Origin of the sequence: Arthrobacter endolithicus (genome assembly GCF_026627425.1) — a bacterium.
GTDB lineage: Bacteria > Actinomycetota > Actinomycetes > Actinomycetales > Micrococcaceae > Arthrobacter_M.
Genome location: NZ_JAPNLH010000004.1, coordinates 183977 through 203288, shown reverse-complemented (window position 1 = coordinate 203288; position 19312 = coordinate 183977). Strand labels below are relative to the sequence as shown.

Genomic DNA, 19312 nt, shown 5'->3' with positions numbered 1-19312 from the left:
ATACCGCCGGAGATGTTGCGTTACGTTAACGGCCCGGAAGTTTTGCATCCCGCGGGTGGTTAAGCTGAAGTAAAGGCCGAAGGATCACGACGAGATTAAGGACCACCATGCCGATTGCAGCAGAGACCAACGAAAAGTTTGCCGCGTATGCACATCCGGACCGGCTGGTTTCCACCCAATGGCTCGCGGATGCGTTGCAGGCCGGGGCCCAGGCGGATGGATCGCTGGTACTGGTCGAGTCTGACGAGGACGTATTGCTGTATGAAACCGGTCATATTCCTGGTGCGGTGAAGATTGACTGGCACACCGACCTCAACGATGAAGTCACCCGTGACTACGTCGACGGAGCCGCCTTCGCCAAACTTGCCGGATCCAAGGGCATCTCCCGGGACTCTACCGTGGTGATCTACGGTGATAAGTCCAACTGGTGGGCGGCCTATGCCCTGTGGGTCTTTACGCTCTTTGGCCACGAGGACGTCCGCCTCCTGGACGGCGGCAGGGATAAGTGGATTGCCGAGGGCCGCGAACTGACTACAGCGGCACCGGCGGTGAACGCAGCCAGCTACCCCGTCGTCGAGCGTTCCGACGCCCCGATCCGTGCCTTCAAGGACGATGTGCTCGCACATCTGGGCAAGCCCCTGATCGATGTGCGGTCCCCGGAGGAGTACACGGGCCAACGCACTCACATGCCTGCCTATCCGCAGGAAGGTGCCATGCGCGGGGGGCATATTCCGACCGCCGCGTCGATCCCGTGGGGCCGGGCGGCCGACGACGACGGCACCTACCGCAGCCGCGAAGAACTCGAAAACCTCTATCTCGGCGAAGCCGGCCTCAAGCCAGGAGACGATGTAGTTGCCTACTGCCGCATCGGGGAGCGTTCCAGCCATACCTGGTTCGCGCTTAAATACCTGTTGGGATTCGATTCGGTGCGCAATTATGACGGTTCGTGGACCGAATGGGGTAACGCCGTTCGCGTCCCGATCGCCAAAGGTGCCGAACGCGGCGAGCTGCCGGCTAAGCGCGCCAACTGAAATTTGAGTAGGCTGGTTTCGATGACTACTACAGCTGCACTGCCTCCCGCCTTGGCGGAGATTGTTGATGATTTCCAGGCCCTTGAGGAACCCGATCGGCTCCTGCTGTTGCTGGAGTTCTCCCGCGGGCTACCGGCCCTTCCGGAGCGCCTGAGCGATCATCCGGAGCTGCTGGAACAGGTAGTGGAGTGCCAGACGCCGCTGTTTCTGACGGTCGAGACCGAAAAGGGCGACGACGGCGACGTGGTCCGGCTCTTCTTCAAGGCACCCGAGGAGGCGCCGACCACGCGCGGTTTCGCGGGCGTCCTGCATGAGGGCCTCGATGGGCTTCCGGCGGCGACCATTCTGGCTGTCCCGGATGATATGCCGGACCTGCTGGGTCTGACCCGGGCGATCACGCCGCTGCGGATGCGCGGCATGTCAGCCATGCTGGGACGGATCAAGCGCAAGGTCGCAGCTGCCAGCTAGGCCCCCGGGCCCGCCGTCCTCGGCAGCTCATGACGCCCCAGCCGCGGCTGCAGCCAATCGGCCACGACGGCTTCCCAGCGTTGCGGATCGACGTTCCACTCCTTGGTGTGCAGTGCGCGGCTGAACGTCTCGAGCGTCACCATCTCGGGATTGCGCAGGGCCAGTTCCGCTGATGGCCCGTATGGGACAAAGTCATCATCCACGCTGTGAATAATCAGGGTGGGTGTGCGCAGTTCCACCGCCCGGGCCACCCAGTCCATGCTCTTGAGGTCCACCGGCGCCGCCAGACCGGTCAGACGGCGGCCCAGCGGATGGCTGAGCATGAGCTGCCCGTACTGGCCAACGGCGGCGGGAATCTTGTTCAGCTCCGCCTGGTGCGCCAGCACATCCACCCAACTGATCACCGGCGCGTCCAGAACAAGGGCCAGAATCACGTTCCGGTGCTTGCTGAGGTCGGCCGTCTGCAGTGCGATAGCGCCGCCCATCGAATAGCCGAAGAGCACCACATCCTTGGCTCCCTGCGAGAGCGCATACTCAATGGCGGCCTCCACATCCGGCCACTCGGTGGCGCCGAGTCCATAGCGGCCGTCCCCGGCAGCGGGGGCTTCGCCGTCGTTGCGGTAGGACATCACTAAGCTGTTCAAGCCAAGATCATGGGCGGTCCGGACCGCCCGAAGCCCCTCGTTTCTCGTGGCACCCCGCCCGTGCACCATGATGGCCCAGGTACTGTGCCCAGCCCCGGAGCGGAAGAGCCACGCCGGTGCCGGGCCCACGGGCAACTCCAGGATGACGTCTTCGGCTGCCAGCCCCACGTCCCCGGGCCCGGCGAAGACGGCCGAGCTCCACCAGCCGCGGGAAGCGTGCCCCAGCTCGGCTCCGCTGACCCGCAGCACCTCCCGGGTCACCGTGCCTTCACGCGGCACATAGGAGCGGATGCCGCCAATCACCGCATGTCCGGCTCCCCCGTCGAAAAACAAGCTGTAAGTCCCCGGCACCGTAGTTTCCGCCGTCGCCGGTAGGACCACCTCCAGGTCCATACCGTCCCGGATTACGGCCAGAATCGCAAGGTCCTGTTCACGCTCCTTCGCCGGCGTGACCACCCGGCGGGCAAAGTACGCGGCCAGCGCTGCGGTAGCAGTCAGCAGCACTGAGCCCGCCCCGGCGCCGATACCGACGCCGGCGATGGTCCATTTGAGCCAGGCGCTCGGCGCGGGAACCTGGACCGGAAGCGCGGACTGGCCGCGTCGGGCCAGGTCCGTCGCGAGGGATCGGTTTGGCTGTGAAGTCGGCTGTACTGAAGTCGGCATGTCTCCATTGTCGCCAACCGGCCCGGGATCGTCGAACCGCGCGCCGCCGGTGGCTCCGACGCCCCGCAGCGCACACCTCGCGGGCCGGTTCCTGACATACGCTTAGGCCATGACTGATTCGATCATTATTCTCACCGAGGAACCGCTGGGCGACGTCGACGCGGAAAACATCACCCGGCTGTACGGCGAAGGAGATGACGTTGAGCTGCAGCTGCTGGTTCCTGCCAATACCAAACGGAACCTGCTCGTCGACGTCGTCGACGGGCTGACCATGCTGGACCTGCCGGCGGTGCTGCGGGAACTGCGGGAAAAGGCTCCCGACAAGACGACGGTCCGCGCCGAGGCGGCGCAAACGCTGGCCATCTCCCTGGCAACCTTACAAAAAGCCGGCGCGCGGGTCACCGGCCAAGTGTCGGATGGAAACGCCGTCGACTCTCTGGTGGCGAGGGTGAAGGAAACGCAGGCCCGGCAGGCCGTCGTCGTGACCCGCCCGCACGCCCTGGCAGATACCTTCCGGCAGGATTGGGCCAGCCAGGCCCAGCACAAACTTGGTCTGCCGGTGCTGCATCTTTACGCCGGCTCGGGATTTATTGGCGACTCCTAGGCGTTAAGCCACTATGAGCAATCAGTTGAACGACCAGACGAACAATTCAAACGGCGCTCCCGATCAGGAAGGCCGTACCGAACAGGCCGGTACTGATCAGGCCGGAACGGGCGGGCCCAAAACCGATCAGCAGTGGCGCGAGGAACTCACGCCGGCCGAATTTGACGTACTGCGGCGATCCGGAACCGAGCGGCCGTTCACCGGCGAATACTGGGACTCGCACACCGCCGGTGTCTACAAGTGCCGCGCCTGCGGTGCGGAGCTGTTCACCAGCGGGGAAAAATTTGATTCCTCCTGCGGCTGGCCCTCCTTCTGGGCACCGCTGGCGGAGGGAAACGTCAGGTACATCCACGACAGGTCACTGGGGATGGAACGGGTCGAGGTACGGTGCGCAAACTGTGATTCCCACCTGGGCCATGTCTTTGAGGGCGAGGGTCTGGGTAATCCGACCGACCAGCGCTTCTGCATCAATTCTGTCTCGCTGACACTGGTTCCCGCCACGTAGCCGCTGATTCACGGTGTGCTGATTCACGGTGTGCTGGGGCGGCCCAGCACACCCGGCTCTGGCGCAGTCCCCCGCTGTTGCGCCTCCGAGCATAACTATTGCTAATGTTGGAGTTGATTTCGCATAAGTGTTGCTGTCGCGTTGATACGCTCCTTAAAGACGCACAGCGGCCGTTACCGTCCTACCGAGGAACGGCCCATGACAGAAAAGGACTGGCACGGTGACCGAGACACTCAACGCATATTCCCTTCCGGCGCAGGAGCGCGAAACGGAGCACCCCGGTCAGCTGGGCCTCCGTGTTAATGCTGCTGATCTGCTTACCAATAGCGACTGGCTTGCCCTCAAGGCGGCTGCCTCCGGCCTCCAGCCGCTGCAGATCAAGGACGGCTCCGTTCCCGAAGCTGCCGATCACGGAACCGCGTCGGAATACGTGGGCACCATCTGCCGCGCCATCGAGGCCTTGGCGCCAAACTTCCCGCACGATGACGAATACCTGCGCCTGCTGGTCACCGACTTTCAGCGGTGGCGGGACGGCGGGTTCGCCGTTCCGGACTTCCTCGACTCCCTGCTGGCCTTCGCGCCGGCAGCCGAGCGCATCGACGGGCTCGGCCACCTGGTGGTCTTCCCGATGTACACGCAGAACGGCAGCACCAGCCGACTGGTGGAAGCGGTGCTGATTGAAGTGATCTGGCCGGAATTCATCGCGGAACTCGAATCCGGTGCGTACTCCAACAAACTCTTCGTCCCGGTCCGTTTCCTGGACTTCACCGCCGGGTACGACAGCAACTCCGCCGTCCTCTTCCCGGAAAGCGTTGCGGTGCGCCAGACACCGTCGTTCACCTGGGGCGCCATTTTCGCCGACCGGGAAGCCGCCCGGTTCCGCCGCGTCCTGCGCGCCGCGGCCGAGACCACGTCCTTGGAACTGCCCGCGGACGCTGCGGCACTGCTCGATGACCAGCAGCTGGCCCAGGAAACGTTCGTGATGTGGGACCTGATCCACGACCGGACGCACATGCGCGGTGATCTGCCCTTTGACCCATTCATGATCAAGCAGCGGATGCCGTTCTTCCTGTACTCGCTGGAGGAGCTGCGCTGCGACCTGACGGCGTTCCGTGAGTCCGTGAAGGTCCAGCACGACGACGACGCCTCACCGCAGGCACGCAAGCACGCCAAACTGGTGCAGTACGCCGTCATCTTCGACCGCATTTTCCGCTTCGCCATCACCGGCAGCCGGGTGCGCAACTATGACGGGCTCGGCGGCCAGCTGCTGTTTGCCTGGCTGCACCAGCACCACGTGCTGCACTGGACCGACACGAAACTCTCGATCGACTGGGACGAGGTGCCCGACGTCGTCATTGCTCTCGGTACCGCCATTGAAGAACTGTACTGGCGCTCAATCGATCGGCCCAAGACCGCGCACTGGCTCGCCGCGTACCAGCTGGTTTCCGGCACCGTCACGCCGAATCCCGCGTCCGTCTGGGCCCAGGGCCCGGAGGCGTTGCCGCTGGACGGCCCGCCGCGCGGGCTGACCGACCAGGTGCTCGATGATGAATTCCCGCTCTCCATGTTCTATGAGGCGCTGGAAAAAAAGATGCGGAGCGTGATCGACTCCACCGCGGGCATCACCGGCGAAAGCCCCGAATCCGCTGCCGCGGCCTAAGTACGTGGGGGCAGCAGTGGATAGGGTTGGAGCTGTGACCCAGAACCAGGAAGCAGCGAAGCTGAACATACTCATCGCGGGGGGCAGCAGCTCGGCGGGCATCGCCGCCGCGCGCGCCTTGGCAGATAACGGCCATCAGGTGCTCTCCGTGGGCTCGGACCCGGGCCGGATCGCCGCCGCAGTTTCCGGCATTCCCGGCGCCGTCGGGCTGGTCTGCAACCTGGCGGATCCGGCCGACGTTCAGGCGCTGGCGGACCGTGTACACCGCGACTTCGGGACCGTTGACGGGCTGATTCATCTGGTGGGCGGCTGGCGCGGCGGCAAGGGCATCGCCGGGCAGAGCGATGAGGACTGGGACTTCCTGCAGCGCAATGTCATCACCACGCTGCGCAACACCAGCCGCACGTTCTATCCGGATCTGCTGGCCTCCCCGGCGGGCCGGCTGGCCATCGTGTCCTCCACCTCGGTGACCCGGCCGACGGCGGGCAACGCCAACTACGCCATGGCCAAGGCGGCAGCCGAGGCGTGGGTCCAAGCAGTCGCCGACGGGTTCGCCGCGGACAAAAGCCAAGGCGCCGCCGTCGTGCTGGCCGTCAAGGCGCTGGTGGACGATGGTATGCGGGCGGCAGCGCCAGAGCGGGCCTTTCCCGGGTTTACCGATGTAACATTACTGGCCGAGGAGATATCGGCCCTCTTCACCCAACCGGCTGCCGGGCTCAATGGCAGCCGCAAAGTCCTCTAGAAAAGGTACCGCTTCCCCGTGACTGAGACCCTCAACAGCCAGCTTTCCGCCACCCGCCTGCACGACCCGAGTGTGCGGGGGTTCGCCTCGGACAACTACTCCGGCGTGCACCCGGAGGTTCTCCAGGCCCTCGCTGCGGCGAATGAGGGCCATCAGGTGTCGTATGGGGAAGATGTCTACACCGCTCGTCTGCAGGAGGTTATGCGGGGCCACTTCGGTGCCGGTGTTGAGGTTTTCCCGGTCTTTAACGGCACCGGGGCTAACGTACTGGGCCTGCAGTCGGTGCTGCCGCGTTGGGGTGCGGTGGTCTGTGCCCGGACGGCGCACATCAACATGGACGAGAATGGCGCACCGGAACGCGTCGGCGGCATGAAGCTGCTCGGCGTCGCGACCCCGGACGGCAAGCTCACCCCGGACCTCATTGACCAGGAGGCCTGGGGCTGGGGAGACGAACACCGGGCCCAGCCTCTTGCCGTCTCCATCACGCAGACCACCGAGCTGGGCACCTGTTACACGCCGGCCGAAGTCCGCGCCATTGCCGACCACGTCCACGAACGCGGCATGTCCTTGCATATGGACGGCGCGCGGCTGGCCAATGCCGCCGCTCATCTGGACTTGCCGCTGCGTGCGTTCACCTCGGACGCCGGCGTGGACGTCCTCTCCTTCGGCGGCACCAAAAACGGGCTGCTGTACGGAGAAGCCGTGGTGGCGCTGAATCCGGAGGCAACCAAAGGCCTGCTGTACCTGCGCAAGATGAATATGCAACTGGCCTCTAAGATGCGCTTTATCTCCGCCCAGTTCCTAGCCCTGCTGGAGGGGGATTTGTGGCTGCGTTCGGCACAGCACGCCAACGCCATGGCCGCCCGACTGCGGGCCGGCGTGGACGGGATCGCCGCCGTCCGGCCCACCCAGGCCACGGAATCCAACGGTGTCTTCGCCATCCTCCCGGAAGGTGCTGCGGACCGGCTGCGCGAATCCTTCCGCTTCTACGACTGGGACGCGGCGACCCGCGAGGTCCGGTGGATGTGCGCTTTTGACACCACCGAGGCCGACGTGGACGCTTTCCTCGCCGCCATCCGCAGCGAACTCGGCTAACCCCCAACTGGGCCGGCGCAGCTGCACTCAAATCCCGTTATGCGTGCATCTGCAGCGACCTAGTCGGGCCGGCGGCGGGGAGAAATACCGGCGCGCCTTCGAGGGAACCGGGTCCGGGCGGCATAATCTGCCAGTGTGAGCGCGATAGCACAGGTACCCTCAGATTTCCTGACGGCCCTGGGAACCCTCCGGAAAGCCCGATGCCGCAGCGAGCTGCGCCTCGAGGAGATTCCGGCGCCGTCACGCCTGGCCCCCTTCGCCGTGGCCCTCGGAGCAGAAGTCACCGGTGAAGTGGCCGGTGCCGGGATCGTGGCAGGCCCCGGCGGTGTACGTCCGGGAGGACCCGGAGCGGGACGCGTCCGTTCCCTGAAGTCCGTGCACGGCCCCGCCATGCTGGCCGCCCCCGCGCAGCCGTCGGAACTCGCCACCGGCCGCTTCATCCTGCTGCATGACCCGGAAGGCTCGGCCCTCTGGGACGGCACCTTCAGGATCGTGACCTACATCCGGGCCGAACTCGAGGCGGATATCGGCAACGATGCGATGCTGGGCTCCGTGGCGTGGACCTGGCTGGTGGATGCTTTGGAAAACAATGCTGCCCCCTACCGCGCCGCCGGCGGCACGGCCACCAGAATCCTGTCGGAAAGCTATGGCAGCCTGGCGGGACGGCCGGATTCGGTGGAAGTGGAGCTGCGTGCTTCCTGGACCCCGGTGTCCTCCGACGTTGGGGCCCATCTTCGGGCCTGGTCCGAGATGGTCTGCAGTTTTGCCGGCCTCCCGCCGCTGCCCGAGGGAGTCACTGCTTTGCCGGGCCGAAGGCTGAACTGACGGTGCGGGCTACTGCTGGAAGGTCCCCTAATCCGTGCTCGGTAGACTAGAGGAATCATGACCACCCCGCATACTCAAAATACCCCCAGCCACAAACGCAGCAGACTCCGCGGCCCCAGAGCCTCGCGGCCGGCGAAGACCCCGCACATCGAAGAACCGACAGGGGACCTGGGGCCCGGGCCGGAGCCCGTGGGCGCTTCACCCGGCGCCTTGACGCCGGCGGAACTGAACGCGGAAATCTCCGGGCTGCCCGACGTCGTGGACCTCGACACTCCACGGGACGGCGTTCCGGTGGTGATCTCAACCCAGGAGGGGCTGGAGCGCTGCGCCGCCGCCCTCGCTGCCGGCACCGGTCCGGCGGGTGTCGACGCCGAACGGGCCTCCGGTTACCGATACGGCCAGCGGGCCTTTCTGATCCAAATTCGCCGCGACGGTGCCGGCACCTGGCTGATCGATCCGGAGCCCTTCGATGACCTGAAAATCATCAACGAGGCGCTGCGCGGGGTGGAATGGATCCTGCACGCCGCGAGCCAGGACCTGCCCTGCCTGCTGGAACTGAGCATGTGGCCGGACCGGCTCTTTGACACCGAACTGGCCGCGCGCATCGCCGGGCTGCCGCGGGTGGGGCTGGCTGCGGTGATCGAGCAGCTCCTTGGTTTCGGCCTCGCCAAGGAGCACTCAGCGGCGGATTGGTCCACCCGGCCGCTGCCCGAGCCGTGGCTGCGCTATGCCGCTCTGGACGTCGAGGTCCTGTCCGAACTGCGCGATGAACTCGTCGAACTGCTGCAGGCCCAGGGGAAACTCCGGTATGCCGAGGAGGAATTCGCCGCAATCCTGGCCAGCGGCGTCGCCCCGCCGCGGGTTGAGCCCTGGCGCCGGACATCGGGGGCGCATCAGCTCCGTGACCGGCACCAGCTGGCCGCCGTGCGGGAGCTGTGGACGGAGCGGGATCAGCTGGCGCAAAAACGCGACGTGGCTCCGGGGCGCCTGATTCCCGATTCAGCCGTCGCCGCAGCTGCCAAGGCCATGCCCGCTACCGTTCCGCAGCTGCTGGCCGTGCCGGGTTTCAACGGCCGCGCCGCCAAGAAGGAAGCGCCGCGCTGGCTGCGGGCCATTTCCACCGCCCGGGACCTGCGGGATCTTCCGCCGCTGCAGCTGCCCACCAATGCGCCACCGCCGCCGCGGATCTGGGCGGACCGGGATCCCGCGGCAGCGGCTCGCCTGGCCACCGCACGTCCCCGCCTTGCGGCCCTGTCCGAGGAATTGAACATCCCGGTGGAGAATCTGCTGACCCCTGACTACCTCCGCCGGACCAGCTGGCGGCCGCCGTCGCCGATCAACACCGCAACCGTGGCCGAGCAGCTTACCGAGCTGGGCGCGCGTCCGTGGCAGGTCAACCTCATTGCACCGTTGCTGGTCGAGGCGTTCCTGCACCCCGACGAGTTGCCCCTCAAGGAGAAGGACCTGAAGGTGAAGGAAGCCCAGGAAGCCACTGACAAGAACGACGGCGGGTCCCCGGCCACCGCCGCCGGCCCCTCCGACCCGGCCTGAACAACAGTCGGCGGCCCCGTGCAGCATGCCGCTTGTCAGCTAAGTTACTGACTAGTAACGTAGCTGCTGGCGCCGTCGGCCGTTATGCCGGCGCCGTACAGTATCCGGCAGCAGTGCAGTAGCGGGCAGCAGTAGCAGGCACGACATCAAACCCGCGCGGATTATCAGTCTCGATGAGGAGTATCAGGTGAGCCATACCAGGCAAGTACGGGACGTTGTCTTCGTGGACGGCGTCCGCACCCCCTTCGGCAAGGCCGGGGAAAAGGGCATTTACGCCGGTACCCGGGCCGATGACTTGGTGGTCAAATGCATTCGGGAACTGATGCGCCGCAACCCCTCGCTGCCGCCGGAGCGCATCGATGAAGTGTCCATTGCCGCCACGACGCAGACCGGCGATCAGGGCCTGACCATCGGGCGCACCGCAGCGCTGCTGGCCGGATTGCCGAAATCGGTCCCGGGCTTCGCCATCGACCGGATGTGCGCCGGCGCCATGACAGCCGTGACGACGACGGCGTCCGGCATCGGCTTCGGCGCCTACGACGTCGTCATCGCCGGCGGCGTGGAGCACATGGGCAACCATCCGATGGGCTCCGGCGCAGATCCCAACCCGCGGTTCATGTCCGAGCGCCTGGTGGATCCGGCCGCACTGAATATGGGCAACACTGCGGAGAATCTGCATGACCGTTTCCCTGCCATCACTAAGGACCGCACCGATGCCTTCGCCGTCGGAAGCCAGCATAAGCTGGCCAAGGCCTACCAGGATGGTCTGATTCAGCCGGACCTGGTCCCAGTCGCAACGCTCAAGCCCGAAAAGGGCTGGGCACTGAACACCGTCGATGAGCCGCCGCGTCCAGGCACTACGGTGGAGGACCTTTCGTCCCTGCGCACTCCCTTCCGTGCCCACGGCCGGGTGACCGCCGGGAATGCCGCCGGCTTGAACGACGGCGCCACGGCAGCCCTGCTGGCGTCTGCCGAAGCGGCGGAGGAACTGGGCCTGCCGGTCAAAATGCGGCTGATCTCCTATGCCTTTGCCGGCGTCGAGCCGGAGGTAATGGGCATCGGCCCGGTTCCGGCGACGGAAAAGGCACTAAAGATGGCCGGCCTGGGTATTGCGGACATCGGACTCTTCGAAATCAATGAGGCCTTCGCGGTGCAGGTGTTGTCCTTTTTGGACCACTTCGGCATCGCCGACGACGATCCGCGCGTCAACCGCTATGGCGGCGCTATCGCCGTGGGGCACCCGCTGGCATCCTCAGGTGTGCGCCTGATGACTCAGTTGGCCAGCCAGTTCGAGCAGGATCACAGCGTCCGCTACGGCATCACCACCATGTGCATCGGCCTGGGCATGGGCGGAACCGTGATCTGGGAAAACCCGCACTGGGACGGCACGGCCACCGAAGAGGAGAACGCAGCATGAGCGTCCAGGATTACAGCACCATTACCGGGCGCTTTCCCGATGAAGTGGTCACCCACTCGTATGTACGGGACGTTCAGCTTCCCGCGGTCGGTGGCCGTCCCGGCGCCGGCACCTTTGCCCTGATCACGCTGGATAACGGTCTGGACCACCGCCGCCCCAGCACGCTGGGACCCAACACGCTGGTGGAGCTCAAGGGTGTGCTGGAGGCCCAGCGGGCACGGGCAGCCGCGGGGGAAATCATCGGCGTCGGCGTCACCGGAAAACCGCACTTCCTCGTCGCCGGCGCGGACCTCTCCGCGGTCAAGGGCCTGCATGACCGCGAGTCCGGCATCTTAATGGCCAGCCTTGGCCACGATGTCTACAGCACCCTGAACGATCTGGGGGTCCCCAGCTTCGTCTTCATCAATGGCGTTGCCCTCGGCGGCGGGCTGGAAATCGCTCTGAACGCGAATTACCGGACCGTCTCCACCGGTGCCGGCGCCATTGGTCTGCCGGAGGCGTTCCTGGGGCTGGTGCCCGGCTGGGGCGGGGTCTACCTGCTCCCCCGGCTGATCGGACCGGTTAATGCCGTGAAGGTAATGATCGAGAACGCACTGAGCAACAACCGCACCCTCAGCGGCTCAGCCGCGTTCAAACTCGGCATCGCGGATGCACTCTTCGAACCGGCCGACTTCGTTGAACAATCCCTCGCATGGGCCGCCAAGGTCATGACCGGCGAGGTCACAGTGACCCGGCCCAACGCCGTCGCCGAGCCGCTCTCGGACGCCAACAGCGCTGCCTGGGATGCCGCCGTCGCCGGGGCCCGTAAATTCGTCGAAGACAGAACATCCAACGCGGCCCCCGCCCCCGCACGCCTCCTGGACCTGTTGGAGAAGGGAAAGAACTACAGCAAGGCCGAGTCCTTCGCGCAGGAGGATCTGGCGCTGGCGGATTTGATCCAGACGGCGGAGTTCCGTTCCACCGTTTATGCCTTCCTGGATCTGGTGCAAAAGCGCGGCAAACGTCCCGCCGGTGCACCGGAGGCAAAACTCGCCCGCCCCGTCACCAAGGTGGGTGTGGTGGGTGCCGGACTGATGGCCAGCCAGCTCGCCCTGCTCTTCGCCCGGCAGCTCAAGGTCCCGGTGATCATGACGGACATCGATCAGGCCCGCGTGGACAAGGGCGTGGGCTACGTGCACACGGAGGTGGACAAGCTGCTGGCCAAGGGCAGGATCTCCCCTGACGCCGCCAACCGGACCAAGGCATTGGTCTCCGGCTCCGTCTCCAAGGCCGCCTTCGCGGACGCAGACTTCGTGATCGAAGCCGTCTTTGAGGAACTCAGCGTCAAAAAGCAGGTCTTCGCCGAGGTGGAGGCCGTGGTTTCCGAAACCTGCATCCTCGCCACCAACACCTCTTCGCTCTCCGTTACCGCGATGGCCGAGGACCTGGCACATCCCGAGCGGCTGGTCGGCTTCCACTTCTTCAATCCGGTAGCCCTGATGCCGCTGCTGGAAATTGTCCGCGCTCCGAAGACGGACGACGCTGTGCTGGCCACCGCCTTCGAGACGGCCAAGGCGCTGCGGAAGACGGCCGTCCTGGTCAAGGATGCCGCCGCCTTTGTGGTGAACCGCATTTTGGGCCGAATGTTCGGCGAAATCACCGCCGTCTTTGACGAGGGCACCGATGCGGTCACGGCCGACAATGCGCTGCGCCCGATGGGCCTGCCGATGAGCCCGTTCGGCCTGCTCGCGCTGGTGGGACTGCCGGTGGGACAGCATGTGCAGGAATCCCTGCACGCGGCTTTTGGCGATCGCTTTCACGTTTCTGCGAACCAGCAGCGGTTGATCGATGCGGGCAAGAAGGGCCTGTGGGAGAAGAACTGCGACGGCAGCCAGTTTGTGTCCAAGGAGACGCTGGCGCTGCTGAGCTTCGGCGACACCCCCTCCAGCAGCGCCGAAGTACTCACCCGCACGCAGGATGCACTGGCCGACGAGATCGCCCGGATGCTCGCCGAGGGCGTGGTGGCCGGTCCGGAGGACATCGACCTCTGCGTCATCACCGGCGCGGGTTGGCCGATGCATCTGGGCGGCATCACCCCGTATCTGGACCGGGTAGGGGCATCCGAGCGCGTCAACGGCCAACTCTTCCACCCGGAGCTGGGCGCCTGAGCCGTGGCGACTCCGGGCGCGCATCCAGCTTTGAGAAACTTCCCAGTCAGAACTGGCACACTGGATCCATGACTTCGAGCGCTCCGCTAAACCGCCGCACCCTGCTGAACCATTCCCTCCTAACGGCAGGTGCCGCCGCAGGCACAATTGCGGCACTGACGGGATGCTCTGCGCAACAGGCTGCCTTAGCCAGCGCGCAGAAACCATCAGCAGTTCCCAGTGCCGGCGGAACTCCCGTCCGGGTGGGGCGATTGGCCGATCTGGCCGTTGGCACCACGGGTGGCACGAAGGCCAATGGTAAGGACATTGTGCTGTTCCGGCGGGACGAAAAGTCCGTCCTCGCCTACAGCGCCATCTGCACCCACGCCGGCTGTACGGTGGCGGCAGCCGGGAAAAAGTTTGACTGCCCCTGCCACGGATCGTCCTTTCAAGCCGCGGACGGAACCGTCATTACCGGACCCGCCCAGCGCCCCCTGACGCCCCTGCACGCCGCTATCGACGGGGACTGGATCACCGTCTCGCTGTAGCCGCCTCAGGCAGCTGCCTCAGACCGCAACCTCCGCGCAGAAGTTTTTTTACTTGCCCCGTACAAGATCCAAATCACGTATGCTCACTAGCAACGGCCCTGACCCAGGGGTAGAAGACTAGTTTCACCACAGGAGAGCAGAACCAGAGACGTTACATTCCGTCTTAAAAATCGTGGAAACGGGTTGGCATCGTGCAATTATCCGTCATTGGTTCCGACGACCTTATCCGTGGGGATGTCCAGGTCCCCAACTCGAAATATCATGCCCATCGGGCGCTGATCCTTGCCTCGCTGGCTCCCGGCGTGAGCCACATTTCCGGGCTCAGCGACGCCCGGCACGTGGACTATACCGTTTCACTGCTGCGTTCCCTCGGCACCCGAATCGAGATCTGCGGAGATACCTTCATTGTCCATGGCGGCCCGTACCACCCGCGCTCGGATGCAGCCTCCGCCGGCAGTTCGGGCAGCACCCTATATTTCATGGTGGGACTGGCCTCCCTGGCAGACCGCGACGTGACCATCACAGGTCAAAAGTACTTCCTACGCAGACCCATCGGCCCGTTACTCGCCGCCCTGCGCCAGCTCGGCGTTGACGCCACCTCCCCCACTGACTGCCCGCCGATCCGGGTCAAAGCCCGCCGTCCCAGCGGCGGCATAGTGCACATCTCCGGAACGCTCTCACAATGGGTTTCCGGACTGCTGCTGCTTGCCCCGTTCGCGCTGGACGAAAGCACAGTAGTCATCGACGGGCCGCTCAACGAACGCACCTACATTGAGCTCACCGTGCGCATGATGCGCCAATTCGGCCTGCACGTCGATGTGTCCGCGGACGGCAGGCGTTACACCATCCCGCCCAACCAGATGCCGAAGCCCACGGATCTGGTCCTGCCGCCGGATATCGGCTCCGCCGCCTTCGGACTGGCCGTAGGGGCCCTGCACCCGTCGGACATTCTGCTGCGCGGCTTACGCCAGACCAGCTCCAGCGGCACCGACCATCCGGAGTCCGAGCTGCTGGACATTGTGGCCGCCATGGGGCTGCCGATGGAGTACGACAGGCAGGCCGACGGCGTCCGGGTGCGGCACCAGGGCCGGCGGATGGGGCCGATGGACGTGGATTGCCGGACGGTGCCGGACATGCTGCCGGTGCTCTCGGTGATGGCGGCCCTGGCCGATGGCGACAGCGTCTTCCGGCACGTGGAGCACGTCCGGCTGAAGGAGTCAGACCGCGTCGTGGCCATGCTCCAGCTCAACAGCATGGGCGCAGACCTGACCTTTGACGGCAGCAATTTATGCATCCGCGGCGTTCCCCGACTGCACGGAGCCCACCTTTCATCCTTCAACGATCACCGGGTCCTGATGTCCTTGGCCGTCGCGGCAACGGCCGCGGCCGGCAGATCCTCGCTGACCTACCCGAATGCGTACCGGATCTCTTATCCGAAATTCCTGGCCGCCATGCAGACGCTCGGCTTGGATATGGAGGTGGAGCAGGGCTCCGCCCGCCGGCCCGTGCTCCATCATCCCGCCGAGCCCGATGCGAAGGAGAGCGCCGCTGCCGAGTCCATGACGGCGTCGGACTGGATCCGGCGCTGGGCCACAGAGAAACCGCACGCCCTAGCCGTGGTGGATGCCCGCTGGAATACGACGTCGCACCTAAGCTGGGCGGCCCTTGATAGCGAGGTTGATCACGCGGCGACCGTCTTTCTCAACCTGGGAGTCGCCGCTGGAGACAGGATCGCCGTCCAGCTGCCGAACTGGCGCCAGTTCGTCGTGATCTCCGCAGCGGCACTGCGGATCGGGGCGGTCATCGCGCCGATCATGCCGATTTTCGGCGACCGTGAAGTTGCCTATGCGCTGCAGCAGTCCGGGGCCAAGGTGCTGCTGGTGGCAGACAATTTCCGCGGCCGCCAGCATGCCAGCGAAATCGCCCGGCTGCTCGACCGCAGCGGTCCCGGCACCGGCACCGCCGTCATCTGCGTCGAGCACGTCTTTGTGGTGCACGGCACGGCAGGTGTCCCGCGGCTGATGCCCAACAACACCAATCCACGGGTGCAATGGTCCCCCTGGCACCACGCCTGGGCGTCCGCCGTCGTCGACCGTGCAGCACTGGACGCGCGCGCACCAGGTCCGGACGACGCCGCCCAACTGCTGCTGACCTCCGGCACCTCGGGCCGGCCCAAAGGTGTGATCCATACGCACCGGCGGCTTTCCCGGGCTGCCCTGATGGAAGCCCGCCAGCTGGGCCTGGACGGCACCGATTCCATCTATATCCCGTCGCCGTTGGCGCACCAGACGGGCTTCCTCTACGGGATGTGGCTGTCATTCACGCTGGGCGTCCCGCAGATCCTGCAAAGCGTCTGGAATGCTCCCCGCGCGTTGGAGATCCTGCATGAGTGGGAAGCAACATTCGTGCAGGCCGCGACGCCCTTTTTGACCGATTTACTGCAGGCAGTGGAAGACGGCGGGCCCCGGCCGGAACGCCTGCGTATCTTCGTGGTGACGGGCGCGGCCGTCCCCCGGGCACTGGCCGAACGCGCCACCCGCGTGCTCGGTACGGCAGTGTGCGGTGCGTTCGGCACCACCGAGACGGGGCTCGGTGCGCTCACCTCACCGGCGGACCCGCCGTCGAAGGCGTGGGGTACCGACGGCAGGGCACTGCCCGGAGTGCAGCTGAGGATTGTCGACGACGACGGGCTGCGGCTGCCGCCGGAGGCGGAGGGCAATCTGGAACTGACCGGCCCCACGGTCTTCGACGGCTACCTGGACCGGCCCGAGCTGGCCGCGGAGACGTTCAGCTCCGATGGTTGGTACCGTACCGGGGATCTGGCCACCATCGACGATGAAGGCTATCTGCGCATCACCGGTCGCGTGCGCGACATTATTAACCGCGGCGGGGAGAAGCTTCCGGTCGCCGAGCTCGAACAACTCCTGCACACGCACCCCGCCATTGCCGATGTGGCGATCGTTGCCATGCCCGACGCACGGCTCGGCGAGCGCGCCTGCGCCTTCGTCCGGCTGGCACCGGGAGCGGAACTGAGCTTCAGCGGGCTGCAGCGGTTCCTGCAGCACAGCGGCGTGAGCAAACACTACTGGCCCGAGCGGCTCGAGCCCATAGACCAGATTCCGCGCAACCCGGTGGGCAAGATCCAAAAGTTCGTGCTGCGCGAGCGCGCCGCGCATCTGGTCCCGCAGACGCGCACGACGAGAAAGGCCAGGGAAAAATGACGGTACGGCAGGCTTCCACCTTGGACGGGCGCGGCAGCGCCGTGCCGCAGGAACTTTACGAAAGCCTCCTGGCGGAGGTCACGGCCTGGGTCGAGGGGCCCGGCGAGGCGTGGGCCGAAAGGATCGAGACCAGCGGCACGGTGGAACCGGCCCTGCGCGCTGAGCTCAAGAGCAAGGGCTTCCTGGGCCTGGCGGCGCCCGTGGAACTGGGCGGACGTGGGCTGAGCTTTACGCAGTGGATGGGGCTGATGGAGGTCTTCTCCCGGTCCCACGCTTCCATCCGGATGATCGTGCACGTGGTCAACGGCACCTGGCGGTCCATGAATCCGTACGCCAGCGCCGGGCAGCGGGAAAAATTCATCGGCCCCTCCGTGGCCGGAGACATCACCGTGGCGTTCACCCTGACTGAACCGGACAACGGAACGGGCGCGGACATCAGCTGCTCCGTCCGCCGGGACGGGGACATTTACTACCTCACCGGGACCAAACATCTCATTACGTTCGGCGTGAACTGTCACTATTGGCTGCTCTTCGCCCGGCTGGCCGGCAGCAGCGGCTCAGCAGGAACCGTCGCCCTGCTGGTGGACCGAGACGCTGCCGGCGCCACAGTGCAGGACACCTCCAACACCATGGGCGTCCGGGGCACCGATCACGCCCGGCTCACCTTCCGCGATACCCCCGTCCCGGTGTCCCAGCGCCTCGGCGCCGAGGGCGACGGCCTGACGATCGCCTTGGGCGGATTCCTCACGCCGAGCCGGATTTCCGTGGCGATGAGCTGCGTCGGTCTGGCCCAGCGCGCCCAGCAGCTCGCCGTCAGCTATGCCCAGCATCGGGTCACCTTCGGGAAGCCAATCTCACAGCGGCAGGCCATCGCCTTCCTGCTCGCCGAAAACGCTGCGGACATCGAGGCCGCGCGAGCTTTGGTCATGCACGCGGCTGCCCAGTGGGAAGCCGGTTCCGACCGCGCTCCTGCCCTGTCCTCGATGGCCAAGCTGACCGCCGTCGACATGCTGACCCGGGTGACGGACAAGGCGCTGCAGGTTCACGGCGGAATTGGCTATTGGAAATCACAGCCCATTGAACGTGTCTACCGGGACGCCAGGGCGCAGCGCTTTGAGGAGGGAACCAACGAGATCCAGAAGGCCGTAATCGCCAAGGACCTCCTCTCCCGTGCGGGCCACGGAGGGGCCCCGGCTGTTCCGGACCCGGCTGTTCCGGACCCGGCACCGGCGGATGCGGACCGGGACGCCGATTCGGGCCTGACCGAGGCAGCCCAGTGACCGCCGGCAGCGCAGCCAGAGCTTCTGGCAAGTACGCCGGGAAGGTGGCGCTCATCACCGGCTCTTCACGCGGGATCGGCCGGGCGTTGGCCCTGCAGCTCGCCGCGGAGGGGGCCAGCGTCGTGATCAACTACCGCAAAAACGCTGATCTGGCCGACGCCGTCATTGCCGAAGCCAAGGCCGCCGGCGGCGACGGCATCGCGGTCCAGGCGGACGTCGAAAACCCCGAAGACATCATCCGGCTCTTCGACGAAGTGGACGCTGCCTACGGGCGGCTGGACTTCTTCATCAACAACGCCGCTGCGTCAGCGTTCAAGAAGCTGCTGGACCTCAAGACCCACCACCTGGACCGTTCCTACGCCATGAACGTCCGGCCCTTCGTGCTCGGAGCTCAAGAGGCGGTCAAACTGATGGACCGCGGCGGGCGCATCGTTGCGGTCACCAGCTACGGCAGTCACCGAGGATTCGCCACCTACGCTGCCCTCGGATCCTACAAAGCAGCGGTGGAATCCTTCGTCCGCTACATGGCCGTGGAGTTTGCCGGCTACGGCATCAACGTCAACGGCGTCAACGGCGGCCTCATCGAGTCTGATTCGCTCGAATACTTCTACAGCATGCCGGGCATGGCGCCGATGGAATCCGTTCTCGCAACAATCCCGCTGGGGCATCCTGGCACCGTCGCAGACATGGCCAATGCCATCGAATTCCTGCTCTCCCCCAATTCCGCCTACATCACCGGGCAAATCCTCGTGGTGGACGGCGGCATGACGGTAGCATCCGCCCCTTACTACGCGCAGACCACAGAACCCATCAGCCTGCCCAAGCGTCCGACGCGGCATTAGTCACAACTGTCTTCGTTGAGGACTGAAGTACCGGAGCTCTGCTCTAATTCAGCGCTGCCCCTACAAGTGCGGCACAGGTAAAACCCGAGC

Annotated in this window: 16 protein-coding genes; 15 read left to right on the top strand and 1 reads right to left on the bottom strand. The window is 65.6% G+C overall.

What is annotated here, in order from left to right:
- The first annotated feature begins 107 nt into the window (after positions 1-107).
- Both OS914_RS05365 and OS914_RS05360 read left to right on the top strand, forming a co-directional pair.
- A complete protein-coding gene (locus OS914_RS05365) occupies positions 108-1031 on the top strand; it encodes a sulfurtransferase (RefSeq protein ID WP_267545034.1) in 924 nt (307 codons plus the stop codon).
- A 21-nt stretch (positions 1032-1052) separates the two neighbouring features.
- Positions 1053-1499, top strand: a complete 447-nt coding sequence (locus OS914_RS05360; protein WP_267545033.1) for a SufE family protein — start codon at positions 1053-1055, stop codon at positions 1497-1499.
- On the opposite strand, the gene OS914_RS05355 is transcribed toward OS914_RS05360, so the two are convergent.
- Positions 1496-2806: an alpha/beta hydrolase family protein gene (locus OS914_RS05355; RefSeq protein ID WP_267545032.1), complete on the bottom strand. Its 1311-nt coding sequence runs from the start codon at positions 2804-2806 to the stop codon at positions 1496-1498. The two genes, OS914_RS05360 and OS914_RS05355, sit on opposite strands and share 4 nt — an antisense overlap.
- A gap of 109 nt (positions 2807-2915) precedes the next feature.
- On the opposite strand from OS914_RS05355, the gene OS914_RS05350 reads away from it, so the two are divergent.
- The 13 genes from OS914_RS05350 (at position 2916) to OS914_RS05290 (ending at position 19222) form a co-directional block, all read left to right on the top strand.
- Positions 2916-3410, top strand: a complete 495-nt coding sequence (locus tag OS914_RS05350) for a hypothetical protein (RefSeq protein ID WP_267545031.1) — start codon at positions 2916-2918, stop codon at positions 3408-3410.
- Positions 3411-3423: 13 nt separating this feature from the next.
- Positions 3424-3915, top strand: coding sequence for a peptide-methionine (R)-S-oxide reductase MsrB (gene msrB / locus OS914_RS05345; RefSeq protein WP_267545030.1), 492 nt, complete (start codon positions 3424-3426; stop codon positions 3913-3915).
- A 286-nt stretch (positions 3916-4201) separates the two neighbouring features.
- Positions 4202-5575 (top strand): DUF6421 family protein, encoded by a 1374-nt coding sequence (locus tag OS914_RS05340; RefSeq protein WP_267545081.1) that lies wholly within the window; start codon positions 4202-4204, stop codon positions 5573-5575.
- 34 nt (positions 5576-5609) lie between these two features.
- Positions 5610-6317 carry an SDR family NAD(P)-dependent oxidoreductase gene (locus OS914_RS05335; protein ID WP_267545029.1) on the top strand — a complete coding sequence of 236 codons (708 nt, stop codon included), beginning with the start codon at positions 5610-5612 and terminating at the stop codon, positions 6315-6317.
- Positions 6318-6335: 18 nt separating this feature from the next.
- Positions 6336-7412: a threonine aldolase family protein gene (locus tag OS914_RS05330; RefSeq protein ID WP_267545028.1), complete on the top strand. Its 1077-nt coding sequence runs from the start codon at positions 6336-6338 to the stop codon at positions 7410-7412.
- Between the two features lie 135 nt (positions 7413-7547).
- Entirely contained in the window at positions 7548-8237 is a 690-nt protein-coding gene (locus OS914_RS05325; RefSeq protein WP_267545027.1) for a DUF3000 domain-containing protein, read from the top strand.
- Positions 8238-8294: 57 nt separating this feature from the next.
- Positions 8295-9788 (top strand): HRDC domain-containing protein, encoded by a 1494-nt coding sequence (locus tag OS914_RS05320; protein WP_267545026.1) that lies wholly within the window; start codon positions 8295-8297, stop codon positions 9786-9788.
- A 187-nt stretch (positions 9789-9975) separates the two neighbouring features.
- A complete protein-coding gene (locus tag OS914_RS05315) occupies positions 9976-11205 on the top strand; it encodes a thiolase family protein (protein ID WP_267545025.1) in 1230 nt (409 codons plus the stop codon).
- Positions 11202-13352 (top strand): 3-hydroxyacyl-CoA dehydrogenase NAD-binding domain-containing protein, encoded by a 2151-nt coding sequence (locus OS914_RS05310; protein ID WP_267545024.1) that lies wholly within the window; start codon positions 11202-11204, stop codon positions 13350-13352. The genes OS914_RS05315 and OS914_RS05310 overlap by 4 nt, the downstream gene beginning before the upstream one ends.
- Positions 13353-13420: 68 nt before the next feature.
- Complete coding sequence (locus tag OS914_RS05305) at positions 13421-13879, top strand: QcrA and Rieske domain-containing protein (RefSeq protein ID WP_267545023.1); 459 nt, start codon at positions 13421-13423, stop codon at positions 13877-13879.
- A 191-nt stretch (positions 13880-14070) separates the two neighbouring features.
- Positions 14071-17100 carry a 3-phosphoshikimate 1-carboxyvinyltransferase gene (aroA, locus tag OS914_RS05300; protein WP_267545022.1) on the top strand — a complete coding sequence of 1010 codons (3030 nt, stop codon included), beginning with the start codon at positions 14071-14073 and terminating at the stop codon, positions 17098-17100.
- Positions 17097-18380, top strand: a complete 1284-nt coding sequence (locus OS914_RS05295) for an acyl-CoA dehydrogenase family protein (RefSeq protein ID WP_267545021.1) — start codon at positions 17097-17099, stop codon at positions 18378-18380. Before aroA ends, OS914_RS05295 begins: the two co-directional genes overlap by 4 nt.
- Positions 18377-19222, top strand: a complete 846-nt coding sequence (locus OS914_RS05290) for an SDR family oxidoreductase (protein ID WP_267545020.1) — start codon at positions 18377-18379, stop codon at positions 19220-19222. The genes OS914_RS05295 and OS914_RS05290 overlap by 4 nt, the downstream gene beginning before the upstream one ends.
- Positions 19223-19312 lie beyond the last annotated feature (90 nt).